Annotated in this window: 17 protein-coding genes and 1 riboswitch; of the genes, 8 read left to right on the plus strand and 9 right to left on the minus strand. The window is 72.4% G+C overall.

The genetic code is table 11. The features are described from left to right. Window positions 1-66 precede the first annotated feature (66 nt). The 4 genes from groL to thrC all read right to left on the minus strand — a co-directional run bounded on the left by groL (window position 67) and on the right by thrC (window position 4,248). A complete protein-coding gene (gene groL, locus ACIO6U_RS08140; RefSeq protein ID WP_188285378.1) occupies window positions 67-1,692 on the minus strand; it encodes a chaperonin GroEL in 1,626 nt (541 codons plus the stop codon). A gap of 308 nt (window positions 1,693-2,000) precedes the next feature. Then, entirely contained in the window at window positions 2,001-2,207 is a 207-nt protein-coding gene (locus ACIO6U_RS08145) for a cold-shock protein (protein ID WP_093715500.1), read from the minus strand. A gap of 476 nt (window positions 2,208-2,683) precedes the next feature. Next, a complete protein-coding gene (locus ACIO6U_RS08150; protein WP_188285379.1) occupies window positions 2,684-2,959 on the minus strand; it encodes a MoaD/ThiS family protein in 276 nt (91 codons plus the stop codon). Further along, the gene (gene thrC, locus ACIO6U_RS08155) at window positions 2,956-4,248 is read right to left on the minus strand and encodes a threonine synthase (protein ID WP_401309971.1); all 1,293 of its coding nucleotides are present in this window, start codon (window positions 4,246-4,248) and stop codon (window positions 2,956-2,958) included. Before thrC ends, ACIO6U_RS08150 begins: the two co-directional genes overlap by 4 nt. 17 nt (window positions 4,249-4,265) lie before the next feature. Next, window positions 4,266-4,395: riboswitch (SAM riboswitch) on the minus strand. 205 nt (window positions 4,396-4,600) lie between these two features. On the opposite strand from thrC, the gene ACIO6U_RS08160 reads away from it, so the two are divergent. Both ACIO6U_RS08160 and ACIO6U_RS08165 read left to right on the plus strand, forming a co-directional pair. Then, window positions 4,601-5,569 carry a glucosyl-3-phosphoglycerate synthase gene (locus tag ACIO6U_RS08160; RefSeq protein WP_391043052.1) on the plus strand — a complete coding sequence of 323 codons (969 nt, stop codon included), beginning with the start codon at window positions 4,601-4,603 and terminating at the stop codon, window positions 5,567-5,569. Between the two features lie 117 nt (window positions 5,570-5,686). Further along, window positions 5,687-7,108 (plus strand): trehalose-6-phosphate synthase, encoded by a 1,422-nt coding sequence (locus ACIO6U_RS08165; protein WP_355337335.1) that lies wholly within the window; start codon window positions 5,687-5,689, stop codon window positions 7,106-7,108. 15 nt (window positions 7,109-7,123) lie between these two features. On the opposite strand, the gene otsB is transcribed toward ACIO6U_RS08165, so the two are convergent. From otsB to ACIO6U_RS08180, 3 genes are all read right to left on the minus strand, one after another. After that, entirely contained in the window at window positions 7,124-7,966 is an 843-nt protein-coding gene (gene otsB, locus ACIO6U_RS08170) for a trehalose-phosphatase (protein ID WP_391043051.1), read from the minus strand. A gap of 71 nt (window positions 7,967-8,037) precedes the next feature. Further along, complete coding sequence (locus ACIO6U_RS08175; protein ID WP_188285385.1) at window positions 8,038-8,274, minus strand: DUF3263 domain-containing protein; 237 nt, start codon at window positions 8,272-8,274, stop codon at window positions 8,038-8,040. Window positions 8,275-8,348: 74 nt separating this feature from the next. Next, the gene (locus tag ACIO6U_RS08180; RefSeq protein ID WP_355337328.1) at window positions 8,349-9,599 is read right to left on the minus strand and encodes an extracellular solute-binding protein; all 1,251 of its coding nucleotides are present in this window, start codon (window positions 9,597-9,599) and stop codon (window positions 8,349-8,351) included. A gap of 418 nt (window positions 9,600-10,017) precedes the next feature. Here ACIO6U_RS08180 and ACIO6U_RS08185 point away from each other — a divergent pair, with 418 nt between their 5' ends. The 3 genes from ACIO6U_RS08185 to ACIO6U_RS08195 all read left to right on the plus strand — a co-directional run bounded on the left by ACIO6U_RS08185 (window position 10,018) and on the right by ACIO6U_RS08195 (window position 13,265). Continuing rightward, a complete protein-coding gene (locus tag ACIO6U_RS08185; protein ID WP_355337325.1) occupies window positions 10,018-10,950 on the plus strand; it encodes an ROK family protein in 933 nt (310 codons plus the stop codon). Beyond that, window positions 10,950-12,113 (plus strand): N-acetylglucosamine-6-phosphate deacetylase, encoded by a 1,164-nt coding sequence (gene nagA / locus ACIO6U_RS08190; RefSeq protein ID WP_355337322.1) that lies wholly within the window; start codon window positions 10,950-10,952, stop codon window positions 12,111-12,113. The genes ACIO6U_RS08185 and nagA overlap by 1 nt, the downstream gene beginning before the upstream one ends. A gap of 192 nt (window positions 12,114-12,305) precedes the next feature. Beyond that, the gene (locus tag ACIO6U_RS08195; protein ID WP_355337319.1) at window positions 12,306-13,265 is read left to right on the plus strand and encodes a 1-phosphofructokinase family hexose kinase; all 960 of its coding nucleotides are present in this window, start codon (window positions 12,306-12,308) and stop codon (window positions 13,263-13,265) included. Between the two features lie 19 nt (window positions 13,266-13,284). Here the strand turns inward: ACIO6U_RS08195 and ACIO6U_RS08200 are convergent, their stop codons facing one another. Continuing rightward, window positions 13,285-14,319: a carbohydrate-binding protein gene (locus ACIO6U_RS08200; protein WP_355337316.1), complete on the minus strand. Its 1,035-nt coding sequence runs from the start codon at window positions 14,317-14,319 to the stop codon at window positions 13,285-13,287. A 224-nt stretch (window positions 14,320-14,543) separates the two neighbouring features. Between ACIO6U_RS08200 and ACIO6U_RS08205 the strand changes: the two genes are divergently transcribed. The 3 genes from ACIO6U_RS08205 (at window position 14,544) to ACIO6U_RS08215 (ending at window position 17,787) form a co-directional block, all read left to right on the plus strand. Then, window positions 14,544-15,524, plus strand: a complete 981-nt coding sequence (locus tag ACIO6U_RS08205; protein ID WP_401717157.1) for an SAM-dependent methyltransferase — start codon at window positions 14,544-14,546, stop codon at window positions 15,522-15,524. A 59-nt stretch (window positions 15,525-15,583) separates the two neighbouring features. After that, window positions 15,584-16,726, plus strand: coding sequence for an NADH-quinone oxidoreductase subunit D (locus ACIO6U_RS08210; RefSeq protein ID WP_355337313.1), 1,143 nt, complete (start codon window positions 15,584-15,586; stop codon window positions 16,724-16,726). 80 nt (window positions 16,727-16,806) lie between these two features. After that, window positions 16,807-17,787: a sigma-70 family RNA polymerase sigma factor gene (locus ACIO6U_RS08215; protein ID WP_401716600.1), complete on the plus strand. Its 981-nt coding sequence runs from the start codon at window positions 16,807-16,809 to the stop codon at window positions 17,785-17,787. A 13-nt stretch (window positions 17,788-17,800) separates the two neighbouring features. Here the strand turns inward: ACIO6U_RS08215 and ACIO6U_RS08220 are convergent, their stop codons facing one another. Then, the gene (locus tag ACIO6U_RS08220; RefSeq protein WP_401716603.1) at window positions 17,801-18,835 is read right to left on the minus strand and encodes a hypothetical protein; all 1,035 of its coding nucleotides are present in this window, start codon (window positions 18,833-18,835) and stop codon (window positions 17,801-17,803) included. Between the last annotated feature and the right edge of the window lie 364 nt (window positions 18,836-19,199).

A 19,199-nucleotide genomic window follows, 5' to 3' on the forward strand; every position in this document is an offset into this window, starting at 1 on the left:
GCACCCCCCGGGTGACCGGGGGGTGCCGTCGTGCGGTCCTGCTGATCCGGGCTCGCGCCCCGTGGATCAGAAGTCCATGTCACCGCCGGGCATGCCGCCCGGAGCGCCGCCGGGGGCGGCCTTCTCCGGCTTGTCGGCGATGACGGCCTCGGTGGTGAGGAACAGCGCGGCGATGGAGGCCGCGTTCTGGAGCGCGGAGCGCGTGACCTTCGCCGGGTCGATGATGCCCTCGGCGATCATGTCGACGTACTCACCGGTCGCGGCGTTGAGGCCGTGGCCGACGGGCAGGTTGCGCACCTTCTCGACGATGACGCCGCCTTCGAGACCACCGTTGACGGCGATCTGCTTCAGCGGGGCCTCCAGCGCGAGCTTCACGGCGTTGGCACCGGTCGCCTCGTCGCCCTCGAGCTCCAGCTTCTCGAAGACCGCGGTCGCCTGGAGCAGGGCCACGCCGCCACCGGCGACGATGCCCTCTTCCACGGCGGCCTTCGCGTTGCGCACCGCGTCCTCGATGCGGTGCTTGCGCTCCTTGAGCTCGACCTCGGTGGCGGCACCGGCCTTGATGACGGCCACGCCGCCGGCCAGCTTCGCCAGGCGCTCCTGGAGCTTCTCGCGGTCGTAGTCCGAGTCGCTGTTGTCGATCTCGGCGCGGATCTGGTTGACCCGCCCGGCGACCTGGTCGCTGTCACCGGCACCGTCGACGATGGTGGTCTCGTCCTTGGTGATGACGACGGTACGGGCGCGGCCGAGCAGGTCCAGGCCCGCGTTCTCCAGCTTGAGGCCGACCTCTTCGGAGATGACGGTGCCACCGGTGAGGATGGCGATGTCGCCGAGCATGGCCTTGCGACGGTCACCGAAGCCGGGCGCCTTGACGGCGACGGACTTGAAGGTGCCGCGGATCTTGTTGACCACCAGGGTCGACAGGGCCTCGCCCTCGACGTCCTCGGCGATGATCAGCAGCGGCTTGCCGGACTGCATGACCTTCTCCAGCAGCGGGAGCAGGTCCTTCACCGAGGAGATCTTGGAGTTGACGATCAGGATGTACGGGTCGTCGAGCGACGCCTCCATACGCTCCAGGTCGGTCGCGAAGTAGGCGGAGATGAAGCCCTTGTCGAAGCGCATGCCCTCGGTGAGCTCGAGCTCGAGCCCGAAGGTCTGCGACTCCTCGACGGTGATGACGCCTTCCTTGCCGACCTTGTCCATGGCCTCGGCGATCAGCTCGCCGATCTGGGTGTCGGCGGCGGAGATGGAGGCGGTCGAAGCGATCTGCTCCTTGGTCTCCACGTCCTTGGCCTGCTCCAGCAGAGCGGCGGAGACGGCCTCGACGGCCTTCTCGATGCCGCGCTTGAGGGCCATCGGGTTGGCGCCGGCCGCGACGTTGCGCAGCCCTTCCTTGACCAGGGCCTGGGCCAGGACGGTCGCGGTGGTGGTGCCGTCACCCGCGACGTCGTCGGTCTTCTTCGCGACCTCCTTGACCAGCTCGGCGCCGATCTTCTCGTACGGGTCCTCGAGCTCGATCTCCTTGGCGATGGACACACCATCGTTGGTGATCGTGGGGGCGCCCCACTTCTTCTCGAGGACGACGTTGCGGCCCTTCGGGCCGAGGGTGACCTTGACGGCGTCGGCGAGCTGGTTCATCCCGCGCTCGAGACCGCGCCGTGCCTCCTCGTCGAACGCGATGATCTTTGCCATGTGAAGTGTCCTCCGCGGACTGGGGTTCCCCCACCGGAGCAGGGGGCGACGGCTCGGACCGTGTGGTGCCCGCGACGGACGGCCGACCTGGTCGCCGGTTCCTTCCCGGCGGCCGGGCGGGCCTCACCGACCCGGTCCTTCAGCACTCTCACTAGGAGAGTGCTAACGCCAATGATTAGCACTCGACCCCATCGAGTGCAAGCGCCTGTGGACAACTCCGGGCCACGCACGAAGGGCCCGTCCCCCCTAAGAGGTACGGACCCTTGGTGCGTGAGTGCGTCGTGTCGGTCGCCGAGCGCGCCGGGCCGTCAGGCGGTGGCCAGCCGGACCATGTCCGCCTGCGGCCCCTTCTGACCCTGCGAGATCTCGAACTCGACCCGCTGGCCTTCTTCGAGGGTGCGGTAACCGTCCATCTGAATCGCGCTGTAGTGGACGAAGACATCCGCACCACCGTCGACCGCGATGAAGCCGTAGCCCTTCTCCGCGTTGAACCACTTGACGGTGCCCTGAGCCATTCCTAACTCCCCTATTACTGGCCCTATCGCGGCCCCGCACTCCGCGGGTCCGGGTCAGACCTCACCGCCGGGGAAGCCGTTGTCTGAGCGACAGGGGATCCCTGGTGGTGTGCGCCGGAACGCGTCGACCGCGGCTGAATGTATCTGCACGGATGCCCTCTGCAACAGGTCAATCGGACGAGAATTCGGGGAGCGACCGATCGGAAATACACCAGAATAGGGCGCTATGGCGGGGCATCTCGGACCGGACATACGTCGCCTATGCGACAATCCACACGTGAATTTGGCGATAAATCGCCGCACTGACCGTTCGCGGCGGCAACTTGCCCGTGGCAACAGTACAACCTTTCAACTACCGCCCCGGACACGGCCGTTCGGCCCGGTCCGGCCCCCCTACAGCACTGTGCCCCATCCACCGCAAAAGGGTGAATGGGGCACAAAACGGCAGGTGTAGCCGGGCCGTTACGGGAAGTTGATCAGCCGCCCGCTACCGCCGGAATGATCGAAACGCTCGCGCCGTCGGGGACAGCGGTGGCGAGACCGTCGGAAAAGCGAACATCGTCGTCGTTGACATAGACGTTCACGAAACGACGGAGTTTTCCGGTGTCGTCGAGAACGCGCGCCGAAATGCCCGCGTGATTCTTCTCCAGCGAGTCGATCACCTCGGCCAGCGTGCCGCCCTCGGCCGGAACCTCGGCCTGGCCGCCGGTGTAGGTGCGGAGAATGGTGGGGATACGAACAGAAGCACTCATGCGAGGCCAGCCTCTCGGAACGCGTCAAGGGTCGGGCGGATGGTGGCGGTCGGGCCGGTGGTCGGTGCCACCGCGTCCAAAGTCTTCAGTCCGTCGCCGGTGTTGAGGACGACGGTCTCGGCGGCCGGGTCGAGCTGCCCGGTCTCGATCAGCTTCTTCAGCACCCCCACGGTCACCCCGCCCGCGGTCTCCGCGAAGATCCCCTCGGTGCGCGCGAGCAGCTTGATCGCGTCCACGACCTGCTCGTCGTTCACGTCGTCGACCGCGCCGCCGGTCCGCCGGGCGATGTCCAGCACGTACGGGCCGTCCGCCGGGTTGCCGATCGCCAGCGACTTGGCGATGGTGTCCGGCTTCACCGGCCGCACCACGTCGTGCCCCGCCTTGAACGCCGCCGAGACCGGCGAGCAGCCCTCGGCCTGGGCGCCGTAGATCTTGTACGGCTTGTCCTCGACCAGGCCGAGCGCGATCAGCTCGCGCAGGCCCTTGTCGATCTTGGTGAGCTGGGAGCCGGACGCGATCGGGATCACCAGGTTGTCGGGGATGCGCCAGCCGAGCTGTTCGCAGATCTCGTACGCCAGGGTCTTGGAGCCCTCGCCGTAGTAGGGCCGCAGATTGACGTTGACGAAGCCCCAGCCCTCGCCGATCGGGTCGCCGATCAGCTCGGAGCAGAAGCGGTTCACGTCGTCGTACGAGCCCTCGATGCCGACCAGTTCGCCGCCGTAGACCGCGGCCATGACGACCTTGCCCGCCTCCAGGTCGTGCGGGATGAACACGCAGGAGCGGAAACCGGCGCGCGCGGCGGCGGCGCCGACGGCGCCCGCGAGGTTGCCGGTGGAGGAGCAGGAGAGCGTGGTGAGGCCGAAGGTGCGGGCGGCCTCCAGGGCGATGGCGACGACGCGGTCCTTGAAGGAGTGCGTCGGGTTGCCGGAGTCGTCCTTGATGTGCAGGCCGCCGGTGATGCCCAGTTCACGGGCGAGGTTGTCGGCCTTGACGAGCTTGGTCCAGCCCGGGTGGAGGTTGGGCTTGTCGGTGACGTCGGCGGGGACCGGCAGCAGCGGCGCGTACCGCCAGATGCTGGTGGGTCCCGCCTCGATCCGCTTGCGCAGCGACTCGGGGTCGCCGAGCGGCAGGTCGTACGCGACTTCGAGGGGCCCGAAACACTCCTCGCAGGCGAAGACCGGGCTCAGCGGGAAGCGGGTGCCGCACTCCCGGCAGGACAGCGCGGAGGCCGGTCCGAAGGGGGGAGTGCTGGTGCTGTCGTGGGTGCTGGCGACGGTCTGCACAGCCATGATGGCGAGGCCCTTTCTCCTCATCTTCCTTGTGACGTACGTCGCCACAAGACGGAATTGGCACCTTCCCCACCGTGTGACCTCGCGGTCGGCGGGAGGGTTGCCGGGGCTTCAACGGGCCGTTCCCTCTGCCCCTCTGGATGAGCGGTATGGCGCCTGCCCGCCTTCTGTGCGGCGGCGACGCGTTTGTCCCGCGCTACGACCCCCGGCATGCGGCGGTCATACGCGTTGTTCAAGACTGTAACCGACAAGCGTGACAGTTGAGATAGTCGTCCGAACGGCGAGATGGCCGCTGGGGCGGCCGTCCGGCTGGTTTCTGAGGGCTCCCACCGTACGAAAAGGGGACGGGATCGTGCTCGATGAGGTGGAGCGGTGGCTGGAGCGGCGGTCCTGGTCCGCCGCCGACCGGCCGCTCGACCTGCTGCTCGCCGCGAAGCGGGCCGCGGGGCCGCAGGGCACGGTCAGCGTGGTGCTGCCCGCGCTCGACGAGGAGGCGACGGTCGGCGAGATCGTCGCGGCGATCCGCCGCGACCTGATGACCGACGAGGTGCCGCTGGTCGACGAGCTGGTCGTGGTCGACTCCGGCTCCCGCGACCGTACGGCGCAGGTCGCGGCGCGGGCCGGGGCGCGGGTGGTGCAGCGCGACGCGATCCTGCCGCGGCTGCCCGCGCTGCCCGGCAAGGGCGAGGTGCTGTGGCGGTCGCTGCTGGTCACCCGCGGCGAGATCGTCTGTTTCGTGGACGCGGACCTGCGCTCGTTCGACTCGCGCTTCGTGTCGGGGATCGTCGGGCCGCTGCTCACCGAGCCGGACGTGGAGCTGGTCAAGGCGATGTACGACCGGCCGCTGGAGACCGGCGGCGCGGTGGTGCCGGCGGGCGGCGGGCGGGTCACCGAGCTGGTCGCCCGGCCGCTGCTCAATCTGCACTGGCCTCGGCTGGCGGGCTTCGTCCAGCCGCTGGGCGGGGAGTACGCGGCGCGGCGCTCGCTGCTGGAGCGGCTGCCGTTCCCCGTCGGGTACGGCGTGGAGCTGGGCATGCTCATCGACGCCCTGTCCCTGGCGGGGCTCGACGCGCTCGGGCAGGTGGACGTGGGCGTCCGGCACCACCGGCATCAGGACGGGCAGGCGCTCGGGCGGATGTCGGCCGCCATCTATCGCACGGCGAGCCTGCGGCTGTCCCGGGCGCCCCTGGTCCGCCCCCGCCTCACCCAGTTCCACCGGGACCCCTCCGGGGGGTTCACCCCGCTCACCCACCCCGTCGACGTCGACGAACGTCCGCCCATGGCCCACCTGCCCGAATACCTCGCCCGCCGCGCCGCCTGACGGCTCCCCCTCCAGGCGCCCGCGCCGCCGGGGCCGCGGGGCTGACCGGCGCGGTCTCCTACGGAGCAGGAGGGTCCACGACGTTTGGGGCGGAGCCCGCGCGGCTAGGCTGGCGGCATGGTCGAAACGCGTGCGGCACGGATTCTGGTCGCTTCGAATCGGGGGCCGGTTTCGTATGCGCTGGGGGACGACGGGGAGCTGAGCAGCAGACGCGGCGGCGGCGGCCTGGTGTCGGGCCTGAGCGCGATCGGACCCGAGGCGGACGCGGTGTGGGTGTGCGCGGCCCTGGGCGAGGGCGACCGTGAGGCGGTACGGCGCGGGGTCGGCGAGCCGGGCGCCCGGATGATCGCCGTCGAGGAGAGCGTCTTCGAGGCCGCGTACAACGACATCGCCAACTCGGTGCTGTGGTTCGTCCACCACCTGCTCTACCAGACGCCGTTCGAGCCGCTCTTCGACGAGGACTTCCGCGGCCAGTGGGCGGCGTACCAGGCGTACAACGAGGCGTTCGCCGAGGCGCTGGCGGAGGAGGCGGCGGACGGCGCGCACGTCCTGGTGCAGGACTACCACCTGTCGCTGGTCCCGGCGCTGCTCCGGGCCCGCCGCCCCGACCTGCGGATCGGCCACTTCACGCACACCCCGTGGGCGCCGCCGGACTACTTCCGGCTGCTGCCCGACGACATCGCCGCAGAACTGCTCGAAGGCATCCTCGGCGCGGACCGCGCCGCGTTCCTGACCCGCCGCTGGGCCGACGCCTTCGCCGCGTGCTGCGTCAGCGTGCTGGGCGCCACGCTCGGCGACGACGGCCGGGCGGTCACCCACCGCGGCCGTACGACCCGGCTCGGCGTGCACGGCCTCGGCGCCGACGGCGACTTCCTGCGCGAGCGCTCGCACCGCCCGGACGTCGCCGAGCGCATCACGCGGCTGCGGTCGGAGACGGGTGCCGACCGCAAGCTGATCGTGCGCGTGGACCGTACGGAACTGTCCAAGAACATCGTGCGCGGCCTGCTCGCCTACCGGCAGCTCCTCCAGGAGCACCCCGAATGGCTCAGCCGGGTCGTCCACGTCGCCTTCGCCTACCCCTCCCGGCAGGATCTCGCGGTCTACCGCGAGTACACCGAGGGGGTCGCCCGGCTGGCCGAGGAGATCAACGCCGAATTCGGCACGCCCGACTGGCAGCCGGTGCTGCTCAAGGTCGACGACGACTTCGCCCGCTCCCTGGCCGCCTACCGGCTCGCCGACGTGGCCCTGGTCAACCCGATCAGGGACGGCATGAACCTCGTCGCCAAGGAGGTCCCCGTCGTCTCCGACAACGGGGTGGCCCTGGTGCTGTCCCGCGAGGCGGGCGCCTTCGCCGAGCTGGGCGACGACGCGATCGTCGTCAACCCGTACGACATCCGCGAGACCGCCGCCGCCCTGCACACGGCCCTCACCCTCCCGGAGGCGGACCGCGCCGAGCGCACCAAGCGCCTCGCCGACGCGGCCACCGCGCTCCCCCCGTCCCGCTGGTTCCTGGACCAGCTGCACGCCCTGGACGGCTGAGCACAGGGTCCGGGCTCAGTCCAGGGCGTCCGCGAGGGCGTCGAGGAGGGAGACGACGCCCTCGGGGCCGGGGACGGCGAGGTCGGCGGCGCGGAGGACTTCCTCGGGCGTCTCGGGCGCGGCGCTGGCGACGAGCAGGCCGGGCAGGCCGTCCTCGCGCAGGGCCTGGACGGCGGCGAAGGCGGCGAGGTCGCCGAGGTCGTCGCCCGCGTAGAGCACCGAGCCGGCGCCGACCTCGCGGAGGTAGGCGGCCAGGGCGACGCCCTTGTCCACGCCGGGCGGGCGCAGTTCGAGGACGAAGCGGCCGGGCTCGACCATGAGGCCGTGCCTGGCGGCGAGTTCGGCCAGCGGACCGCGCAGCGCCTCGAAGGCGGCGTCGGGGTCCTCGGCGCGGCGGGTGTGGACGGCGACCGCGCGGCCCTTGTCCTCGACCCAGGTGCCGCGCCAGGCGCCGTTGCGGTCGAGGAAGCCGGGCAGCTCGGCGCGGACCGAGGTGACGCCGGGGTGGTCGCCGGGGGTGTGGACGGAGCCGGTGGGCGCGTCCCAGCGCTCGGCGCCGTAGTGGCCGAGCACGACGAGGTGTTCGAGTCCCGCGACCCCGGCGAAGCCGCCGTAGCGTACGGCGACGCCCGCCGGGCGGCCGGTGACGACGGCGACGGCGGCGAGGTGCGGGGCGAGCCTGACGAGGGCGGGGACGGCGCCGGGGTGGGCGCGGGCCTGCTCGGGGTCGGGCACGATCGGGGCGAGGGTGCCGTCGAAGTCAAGGGCGACGACGGCGCGTTCCGGCCGCGCGAGCAGCGCCGCGAGACCTTCCTTTCCCTCGGGCGTGGTGGGGGCGGGGATGTCGGCGGAGGCCATGCAGCCGACCCTACCCGCGTCCCCCGGGCGCATGCCCGGCGTACGGTGGCACGCGCGCCCCCCGCGGGCCGTCAGCGCAGGTCGCGGCGGGCGTCGCGCTCCTTGCGCAGCCGGTTGACCGTCACCGGGTCGTGGGCGACGGCCCGGGGGTCGTCCAGCAGGGCGTTGAGGAGCTGGAAGTACGCGGTCGGGGACATGCCGAGGCGTTCGCGTATGGCCCGTTCGCGCGGTCCCGGTCCGGTCCAGGTGCGGGCGGCGATGGCCAGGACGGCGATGTCGCGCGCGGAGAGCGGTTCTTCCCGTGTCATGGCGCCCCTCTCCCCTGTCGGTGCGGTCGGGCCGTCGGCGTACCCGACGGCCGTCACCGTACCGCCGCGGGCCGCTACTTGCCGGAGTCCGTCGTGAGCGCGAAGCGCTGGAGGTCGGACAGGACCGTCTTCGGGTCGCCGTGCACGGCCTGGCCGATGTTCTTCTTGACCTCGTCGCTGACCGGGCCCCACGAGGTCTTGTTGACCGGGTAGAACACGGCGTCGGGCAGCAGGTTCAGGAACTGGACCAGGTCCTTGTTGGCCGGGTTCTTCCGCATCGCCTGGGACGCGGTGATGGTCACCGGCAGCAGCCCGTACTGGTTGAGGAACTTCAGCGAATTCTGCTCGTTGAAGACGAACTGGAGGAATTTGCCGTCCGCGTCCCGGTTGCCGTTCTGCTTGAACGCCATCATCCAGTCGGCGACGCCGAGGGTGTCGCTGCTGGGGCCGCTCTGGCCGGGCAGCGGGACGACGCCGACGTCGATACCGGCGGCCTTGGCCTGGGTGAGCAGGGTGGGGTGGCCCATGACCATGCCCGCCTTGCCGGCCAGGAAGGCGGCGAAGGTGTCGCGGCGGTTGGTCTTGGCGGGGTCGGTCGGGCCGACCAGGCCGGTCTGGACGAGGTTCTTCTTGACCCAGGCGAACGCCTCGACGTTGGGCGCGGAGTCGAAGGTGTAGCTGCCGACGGTGTCGGTGTAGCCGCCCTGCGCGCCGAGCATCCACATCAGGGACTCGGCCTGCGCCTCCTCGGGGGCCAGCGGCAGTCCGTAGGGCACCTTCACGCCGTCGGCCTTGAGCTTGACCGCATCGGCCTTGAGCTCGTCCCAGGTCTCGGGGGCGTGCTTGATGCCCGCGCTCTTGAAGAGCTTCTTGTTGTAGAAGAACATGCGCGAGCTGGAGACGAAGGGTATGCCGTACTGGGTGCGGTCCACGGAACCGGCGTTGACCATCGAGGGGATGAAGTCCGACTGCATGCTGATCGGGAACAGCTCGTCGGCGCTGTAGAGCTGCTTGCCGGCGGCGTAGGCCGCGTAGGAGCCGATCTGCGCGACGTCGGGGGCCTTGTTCGCCTTGACCATCTGGGCGACCTTGTCGTCCACGTGGTCCCAGTCGATGATCTCGACGTTGATCTTGATGTGCGGGTTGCGCGCCTCGAAGGAGCGCGCGAGGTCGTCCCAGTACGTCTTGGAGCTGTTGTTCGTCTTCGGGTCGCCGTAGTCGGCGGCGACGAAGTGCAGGGTGACGTCGCTGTTCAGCGGTGAACTGTTGCCGCACGCCGTAAGAGTGGTGATCGCCAGGGCCGACGTGATGCCGATCGCCGCCAAGCCGTGAAGTCGTCGCCGCTGCACCGTTCCTACCGCCTTCTTGCACACTTGCTCGCGTACCGCTACGGAAGCGTCGAGTCTTCCCCACACCTTTGCCCAAGGTCTACACCATGAGTGGTATCGCTTGCGCAACGGGTCCGCGCGCGGACCGGCGACGGGTCCGCGCGCGGACCGGCGACGGGCGCGCTCCGGGACCGGCGGGAGAGCGGCACGCGACCTGCGCGGGACCGGCCCGGAAAGCGGCACGGAAAGCGGCACGGAACCGGCGTACGTCCGGCGGGCGTCCGTCGTGTGTCCCCCGGATGTCCCGTCGCGGCGCGCCCGAGTGTCCCGTTGCTCCGCAAACGCCGCCTGACGCGTGATCTTTCCTCGCGGAGTGGACTAGACCTTTTTAGGTGTTAGCCGCGACACTGTCCCCGTGAGACATGTCATCGCTCTCGATGTGGGCGGCACCGGAATGAAGGCCGCGCTGGTCGGCGCGGACGGAACGCTCCTGCACCAGGCGCGCCGTCCGACCGGCAGAGAACGCGGCCCCGACGCCGTGGTCGCCGCGATCCTCGACTTCGCGGCCGAACTGCGCGACCACGGCGTGCGCGAGTACGGCGAACCCGCCGCCGCGGCCGGGGTCGCGGTGCCCGGCATCGTCGACGACGTCAACGGGATCGCCGTCTACGCCGCGAACCTCCGCTGGAAGGACGTCCCGCTGCGGGCGTTGATGTCCGAGCGGCTGGACGGCGTACCGGTGGCGCTCGGCCACGACGTCCGCACCGGCGGCCTCGCCGAGGGCCGGATCGGCGCGGGCAACGGCGCCGACCGCTTCCTCTTCCTCCCGCTGGGCACCGGCATCGCGGGCGCCATCGGCATCGAGGGCCGGATCGAGGCGGGCGCGCACGGCTACGCGGGCGAGATCGGGCACATCGTGGTCCGCCCCGGCGGCCCGGAGTGCGGCTGCGGGCAGCGCGGCTGTCTCGAGGCGCTGGCCTCGGCGGGCGCGGTCTCGCGCGCCTGGGCCGAGGCGAGCGGCGACCCGGACGCGGACGCCGCGGACTGCGCGCGCGCCGTCGAGACCGGCGACCCGCGGGCGCTCGCGGTGTGGGGCGAGGCGATCGGCGCGCTGGCCGACGGCCTGGTCACCGGGCTCACCCTTCTGGACCCGCGCGTGCTGATCATCGGCGGCGGGCTCGCGGAGGCCGGGGACACCCTCTTCGGGCCGCTGCGCGCGGCCGTGGAGGCACGTATCACCTTCCAGAAACTCCCCCTCATCGTCCCCGCCGCGCTGGGGGACACCGCTGGATGCCTGGGCGCCGGCCTGCTCGCCTGGGATCTACTCTCCGTGGAGGTAACCGCCTGATGGCCCCCGTAACGACAACGCAGCGCACGGTGCTGGCGGGTGCCCGTGTGGTCCTGCCGTCAGGTGTGGTGGAAGGCGGCCGGCTGACCGTCGAGGGCACCCGGATCGCGGCGAACGAGGCCGACGAGCACGTCTCGACGGCCACCGTGGACCTCGCGGGCCACACCGTCGTGCCCGGCTTCGTGGACATCCACAACCACGGCGGCGGCGGCGCGTCCTTCACCTCGGGCACCGCCGACGACATCCTCACCGGTGTGCGCACCCACCGCGCGCACGGCACGACCACGGTGGTCGCCTCGACCGTCACCAACGCGCTGGACGTCCTGGCCAAGCAGGCCGGGCTGCTGGCCGAGCTGGTGGAGCAGGGCGACCTCGCCGGAATCCACTACGAGGGCCCGTTCATCTCGCCGTGCCGCAAGGGCGCGCACGACGAGGCGCTGCTGCGCGACCCCGACCCGGCCGATGTGCGCAAGCTGGTCGAGGCGGGCCGCGGGGCCGTCCGGATGGTCACCCTGGCGGCCGAACTGCCCGGCGGAATCGATTCCGTACGGCTGCTGGCCGACCTCGGCGTGATCGCGGCGATCGGCCACACCGACGCCACGTACGAGCAGACGCTGGAGGCCATCGACGCGGGCGCGACCGTGGCCACCCACCTGTTCAACGCGATGCCGCCGCTCCAGCACCGCGCGCCCGGCCCGATCGCGGCGCTGCTGGAGGACGAGCGGGTGACCGTCGAGCTGATCAACGACGGTACGCATCTGCACCCGGCCGTCCTGGAACTGGCCTTCGGGAGCGCGGGCGCCGGGCGGGTCGCCTTCATCACCGACGCGATGGACGCGGCCGGTTTCGGCGACGGCCACTACGACCTGGGCCCGATGAAGGTCGAGGTGCTCGACGGGGTCGCGCGGCTGGTCGAGGGCGGCTCGATCGCCGGGTCGACGCTCACCCTGGACACCGCCTTCAAGCGGGCCGTCACGCTGGACGGGCTGTCGCTGACCGACGCCGTACGCGCCATCTCCACCAACCCGGCGCGGCTGCTCGGCCTGGACGACCGCATCGGCACGCTGGAGCCCGGCAAGGACGCGGACCTGGTGGTGCTGGACGCGGCGTACGACCTGGTGGGCGTCATGCGCAAGGGCGAGTGGGTCGTCCGGCCCGACTAGCCGTCGCCGGAGGGTGCGCCCGGCAGGTGTGTCCGGGGGCGTCCGGCAGGCGTGTGCGGGGGTGTCCGGGCGGTGAGTGCGGGGGCGTCCGGGCGGTGAGTTCACCCGATTTTCGCGGATTCTCGCTAAAAGCTGCGTAACGGCGGTCGGCGCGCACTGGGCCGACCGCCGTACTTTTGTCATCATCGTCAGGTGATCATCACCGTCACGCTGAACGCCGCCCTCGATGTGACCTACCGGGTCCCGTCGCTCCGACCGCACTCCACCCACCGGGTCACCCACACCGCGGAACGCCCCGGCGGCAAGGGACTCAACGTCGCCCGCGTGCTGGCCGCGCTCGGCCGCCCCGCCGTCGTCACCGGCTTCGTCGGCGGCCCGGTCGGCGCCGAGCTGCGCGAACGGCTCGCCGAGCGGGCCGCCGAGTACGACGACGGGCTGCTGACCGACGCGCTGGTGCCCATCGCGGGCACCACCCGCCGCACGGTGGGCGTCGTGGACGACACGACCGGCGACACGACGATGTTCAACGAACCGGGGCCCACGGTCACCCCGCGCGAGTGGGGCGGGTTCCTGGAGCGCTACCGCGCGCTGCTCGCCGACGGCCGCGCGACGGCCGTGGCGCTGTGCGGCAGCCTGCCGCCGGGGCTGCCGGTGGGCGCGTACGCGGAGCTGGTGCGCGAGGCGCGGGCCGCCGGGGTGTTCGTGCTGCTGGACACCAGCGGGGAGCCGCTGCGCCGCGGGCTGGCCGCGCGCCCCGACCTGATCAAGCCGAACGCGGTGGAGCTGACCGGCCTGACCGGCTTCTCCGAGCCCGCCCGCGCGGCCGGTGACGCCCGGCGGCGCGGCGCCCGCGCGGTGGCCGCCTCGCTCGGCGAGGACGGGATGCTGGCGCTGACCGAGGAGGGCGGCTGGCAGGCGCTGCCGCCCGCGCGCCTGGCGGGCAATCCGACGGGCGCGGGCGACTCGGCGGTGGCGGGGCTGCTGTCCGGGCTCGCGGAGGGCCTGACGTGGCCGCGGCGGCTGGCGCGGGCGGTCGCGCTGTCGGCGGCCACGGTCGCGGCGCCCGCGGCGGGCGAATTCGACGCGGCCGTCTACGCGGAGCTGCTGCCCCAGGTGACGGTGGTGCCCGCGGAGCCCGGCGCGGCGGTGTGAGGGCGGGCCCCGGCGGCGGCTACTCGGTGACCTGGCCCTGCTTGAGTTCGAACTGGTCCAGGTTGACCGCGCACTGATTGCCCTGCTGGCAGCTCAGCGTCACGGTGTTGGAGCCCTCCTTGAGGTCGATCCAGGAGTAGGTGTGGTTGTTCCACGCCTTCGCCCAGTCCGTGTAGTGGCCGTAGTTCTTCAGATTGACGGGGCCGCTGCGCGCCTTGCCGTTCACCCCGAGGGTGAGCGTCGCGTCGTCGCCCGCGTTCCCGTAGTACGTGAAGAGCGTGTACGGGCCGTCCTTCGGCACCGTCACCGTCCACGTCACGGTCGCGCCGACCTGCGTCAGGTGGTCGACATAGGTGCCGCCCGCCGCGCTCGCGCCCGGGTGCTCGGTGCTCGTCTGCGCGCCGCCCGTCAGGACGAGCGTCGAGGCGTCGGTCTTCTTCGAGTCGTACGGGGTCGGCTCCGCGGAGGCCGACGGCGTCGTCTCCGTGGGCGCGGCCGAGGTGACCGCCGGGCTGGAGGGCTTGTCGCTGGCCTTCTTGTCGCCGTCGCCCGAGCCGTTGGTCATCGCGAAGGCGATGCCGATGGCCACGGCCGCGACCACGGCGACCGCCGCGATCAGCAGGCCCTTGCGGTTGGGCGCGCCGCCGCCCTGCTGGCCGCCGCCGCCCGCGCGACGGGTGTGCGGGGGCTGCGCGGGAGGCTGCTGACCGGGATAACCCTGCTGACCCGGATATCCCTGCTGGCCCTGCTGCCCTTGCTGGCCGCCGTACTGCTGCTGGCCGGGCTGCTGGCCGTACGCCTGCGTCTGCTGCTGGGTCTGCTGCGGATAGCCGTAACCGGAGGGCGACTGCTGCTGCGGGTAGCCGTAGCCCGAGGGTGTCTGCGGCGGCTGCGGACGACGCTCACCGACCCGCTGGATCTGGTGGTGCGAGGTACGCGGCATGCCCGGCTGCTGCACCGGGGCCTGCTCGGGCTGCTGCTCGCCCCCCTCCGACCGGTAGAGATAACCGAACGGGTCGTCGTTCTCAGGGGCGCCGTCGTTTCCGGCAGTCATCCGCTGTCCACTCCCTCACTGCACTGCACACACGCTGCACACGCCGTCGCGGCGCCTGTGGTATCTCCGGAACACTACCGGCCCCGAGAGACACCCCGCTCAAGCCTTCGACGCATCTCCAGGTCAGGAAGGTTCCCCTGTGAGCAGGCACACTTCACCGGACACGTACCGTTAACCCCGTGGACAGCGAGTGGCGGGAGCGGTGGGTGCCCTGGCGGGAGGCCATGGACCGCGCCCTGTACGGCCCCGAGGGCTTCTTCGTGCGGGAGCGGCCCGCGGCGCATTTCCGTACCTCCGTGCACGCCTCCGCGCTCTTCGCGGGGGCCGTCGCCGAGCTGCTGGTCCGGGTCGACGCGGCCCTCGGGCACCCGGCCGCGCTGGCCTTCACCGACATGGGCGCGGGCCGCGCGGAGCTGTGCTCCGGGGTGCTGGCCGCGCTCCCCGCGCCGGTCGCCGGCCGCGTACGCGTCCACGCCGTCGAACGCGCGCCGCGCCCGCCGGGCCTCGACCCGCGGATCACCTGGAGCGACCGGCCGCCGCGCGGTGTGCGCGGCCTGCTCTTCGCCAACGAGTGGCTGGACAATGTGCCGCTCGACGTCGCCGAGACGGACGGGGCGGGCGTGCCCCGCCAGGTGCTGGTCCGCCCGGCCGACGGCGCGGAGCGCCTCGGTGAGCCGGTGCGCGGCGCCGACGCGCGGTGGCTGGAGCGGTGGTGGCCGCCGTCGCCGGAGCCCGGCGCCCGCGCCGAGATCGGGCTGCCGCGCGAGGCCGCCTGGGCCGAGGCGGTCGGCTCGCTGGACGCCGGGGCGGCCGTCGCCGTCGACTACGCCCACACGCGCGCGGCGCGGCCCCCGTACGGCACGCTCACCGGCTACCGCGACGGCCGCCAGGTGGAGCCCGTCCCCGACGGCTCCCGCGACCTCACCGCCCATGTCGCCCTCGACGCCCTGCCGGGCACGGCGCTCCCCCAACGCGCCGCCCTGCGCTCCCTCGGCCTCTCCGCCGCCCGCCCCCCGCTCGCCCTGGCCGCCACCGACCCGGCCGCCTACGTCCGCGGCCTCGCCGCCGCGGGCGAGGCCGCCGAACTGACCGCCCGCGGCGGCCTCGGCGACTTCACCTGGCTGGTGACGGAGGTCGGCGTGACCGGCGTCCTGGCGGCGGTTCAGGACTCGGCGGACGCACGGCGGTCGCCGCGGGCGCGCTGAGCCCGCGGGCCCGGCACCGCCCGTGGGATACGGGTGGGGAGTCCTGAGAGGATGGCGGCATGACGGAGACCACGATCGGAGTGGGCGGGGCGGCCGAGGGCACCGACATGGTGCTGAACATCGGGCCGCAGCACCCGTCCACGCATGGGGTGCTGCGCTTGCGGCTGGTGCTGGACGGGGAGCGGATCCGCAGCGCGGAGCCGATCGTCGGATACATGCACCGGGGCGCGGAGAAGCTGTTCGAGGCGCGGGACTACCGGCAGATCGTGATGCTGGCGAACCGGCACGACTGGCTGTCGGCGTTCGCGAACGAGCTGGGTGTGGTGCTGTCGGTCGAGCGGATGCTCGGCATGGAGGTGCCGGAGCGCGCGGTGTGGACGCGGACGCTGCTCGCGGAGCTGAACCGGGTGCTGAACCACCTGATGTTCCTGGGCTCGTACCCGCTGGAGCTGGGCGGGATCACGCCGATCTTCTACGCCTTCTCCGAGCGGGAGAACCTCCAGCACGTGATGGAGGAGGTCTCCGGCGGCCGGATGCACTACATGTTCAACCGGGTCGGCGGCCTGAAGGAGGACCTGCCCAACGGCTGGCAGGGGCGGGTGCGCCAGGCGGTCGCCGGGGTGCGGTCGCGGATGGGCCGCTTCGACGACCTGGTGCTCGGCAACGAGATCTTCCGCGGCAGGACCCGCGGTGTCGGCGTCCTGTCCCGCGAGGCCGTGCACGCGTACGGCGTCAGCGGGCCGATCGCGCGCGGCTCCGGCGTCGACTTCGACCTGCGGCGCGACGAGCCGTATCTGGCGTACGGGGAGCTGGGCGACACCCTGAGGGTGGTCACCAGGACCGAGGGCGACTGCCTGGCGCGCTTCGAGGTGCTGCTGGAGCAGACGCACAACGCGCTGGACCTCGCGGACGCGTGCCTGGACCGGCTGGCGGAGCTGCCGCCGGGGCCGATCAACCAGCGGCTGCCGAAGGTGCTCAAGGCCCCCGAGGGGCACACCTACGCGTGGACCGAGAATCCGCTCGGCATCAACGGCTACTACCTGGTGTCGAAGGGCGAGAAGACGCCGTACCGGCTGAAGCTGCGCTCCGCGTCGTACAACAACATCCAGGCGCTGGCGGTGCTGCTGCCGGGCACGCTGGTGTCGGACATGGTCGCGATCCTCGGGTCGATGTTCTTCGTGGTCGGCGACGTCGACAAGTAGCGCCGCCGGGCGGTCCGCGCGTCACATTCGGGGTCACTGGTCCGTCAGGAGAGTGACGGCATGTGACGGAGGACCGACCGATGGACGCACCCATGGACGACGGCTTGGACGACGGTGGGCACGACGGCGTGCCCGACGGCCTTGAAGACGGCAGGGACGACGGCAAGGACGACAGAGAGCTGCTGGCGGCGCGGTTCGAGGCGAACCGCGCCCATCTGCGGGCCGTGGCCTACCGGATGCTCGGCTCGGCCGACGAGGCGGACGACGCCGTCCAGGAGGCGTGGCTGCGGCTGAACCGCACCGACGCCGCCGAGGTCCGCAACCTCGGCGGCTGGCTGACCACGGTGGTCGGCCGGATCTGCCTGGACATGCTGCGCTCGCGCCGCACCCGCCGCGAGGAGCCGATCACCGCGCCGGACGGATACGAGTACGGGTACGTGGGCGCGGTGACGCTGCCCGCGCCGGGGCCCGAGCAACAGGCCCTGCTGGCCGACTCGGTGGGGCTCGCCCTGCTCGTCGTCCTGGAGACCCTGGACCCGGCCGAACGGCTCGCCTTCGTGCTGCACGACATGTTCGCCGTGCCCTTCGACGACATCGCGCCCATCGTGGAGCGCACCCCCGCCGCCGCCCGCCAGCTCGCCAGCCGCGCCCGGCGCCGCGTCCAGGGCGGCACCGAGGTCTCCGACCCCGACCCGGCGCTGCGGCGCGCGGCCGTCGAGGCGTTCCTCGCCGCGGCGCGCGACGGGGACTTCGACGCGCTCCTCGCGGTCCTGGACCCCGAGGTCACCGTCCGCTCAGACGTCCCCGGGCGGCCCGGCGTCACCTCCACCCGCCGGGGCGCGGCCAACGTCGCGCGCGGCGCGGTCAGTTACGCCGCGATGGCCTCCACGGCGCGGCTGGTGCTGGTCGACGGGCTCCTGGCGGCGGCGGTGGACCTGGACACCGCCGACGCGCGGGTCCTGACCTTCGCGGTCTCGGCGGCGGACGGGCGGATCACGGCCGTCGACATCGTCACCGAGCCGGGGCGGCTGGCCGCGCTGGACGTGCGCCCGCTGGCGTGAATCCCCCGCGCCGTCAGGCCTGGGCGCGCAGTTCCGACATGTCGAGCTGTTCGGTCTCGTCGTGGGCCGTGAGGTCGATGACCTCGGGGCCCGACTCCGCGACGGCCTGGGCGTGTTCCGCGACGGCCTCGTCCCCCACGACGTCGTCCAGGTCGGCCACGTCGTCCAGCGCGTCCACCCCGGAGACGTCCTCCGGGTCCGCACCGGCCGCGGGCTTCTGCGTGCCGAAGAAGTCGAAGCCGCCGATGGCCCGGCTGCCGTTGCCGCCGGGGGCGCCCGGCGAGCGCTGGGGCTGCGCGTAGGGCAGGACGGCGGCGGCGACGGCCGGGACGAGGCGGTGTTCGCGGACCGGCAGTCCGGCCGGTGACGTGGCGGGCGCGGCGGTCCGGGTGTGGCTCTCGGCCTCCGCCGCGTGGCGGCCCTGCGGCTCGTCCTCGGGGCCCGCGGTGTCGCGGCGGCGGGCGTCCTCGACGGTGCGCCTGGCCTGCTGGCGGGCGGCGTTGCGGCCGAGGTCCCGCAGCGCCTGATCGGCCTTGAGGAAGGCGGCGGGGCCGACCGGCGAGGCACCGCCGGTGAGGGCGAGCTGCCGCGGGGCGGAGTCCAGTTGGAGCTGACGGCGGCTCTCCAGCACCTGGGCGCGCTCGCTCTCGGCGGTGGCGTACCGGCGGAGCAGGTCGGCGTGCTCGGTGCGGAGCCTGGCCAATTCCCCGCGCTTGGCCCGGAGTTTCTGCTCCAGGCGCCCGCGTATCTCGCGGGACTCCTCCAGGTCCGTCTCCAACTCGGCGGCCCGCTCGTCGGTCCGCCACTCCTCGCGGACGCGCGCCGCTTCGAGTTCGGCGACCGTACGGCCGGCGGAGCGGTCCCAGGTGCGGGCGAGGGCGGCGCCCGCGCACGCGGTCAGCGCGGTGGCGACGGTGAGCACCCGGATCACGCCCGTATCGCCGGAGAACAGGGCGGCGGCGGCGAGGACCGCGGCGCTGCCGACGACGGTCAGCGGCGGCAGCATCCGGTGCAGCGGCTGCGAATGGCGGTGACGTCCACGGGGCATGGCCAGAAATTTAGCGTGTGTGAAGGGATCGTGGGGAGGCGGGTCCCGAATATCTGGGCGGATTCTCACGGCGATTCGTCCGGCGAATACGGAGGGCATTCGGCGCTGCACGATGTGTCCCCCCATGTGCCGTCGGCCAATGCCGTCCTCATGTGCCGCCGCGGCGGCGCCGAGGGCCGTCCGCGCCGCCCCACCGGGCCCCGGGGCCGCCCCCGTTGGGCCCGGCGCGGGGTCCGGTGCCGGGCCCGCGCGGGCGATTACGGCGGCGCCGATACCCAGGTTCGGCGACCTGGGTCCGACGTCAACTCCGGTTCACGGAAGGGGTTGTTGGGGTATTCCCCGACGCACTCCGGGAATTTGATCT

Origin of the sequence: Streptomyces sp. NPDC087422, from assembly GCF_044744145.1 — a bacterium.
Classification (GTDB): domain Bacteria; phylum Actinomycetota; class Actinomycetes; order Streptomycetales; family Streptomycetaceae; genus Actinacidiphila.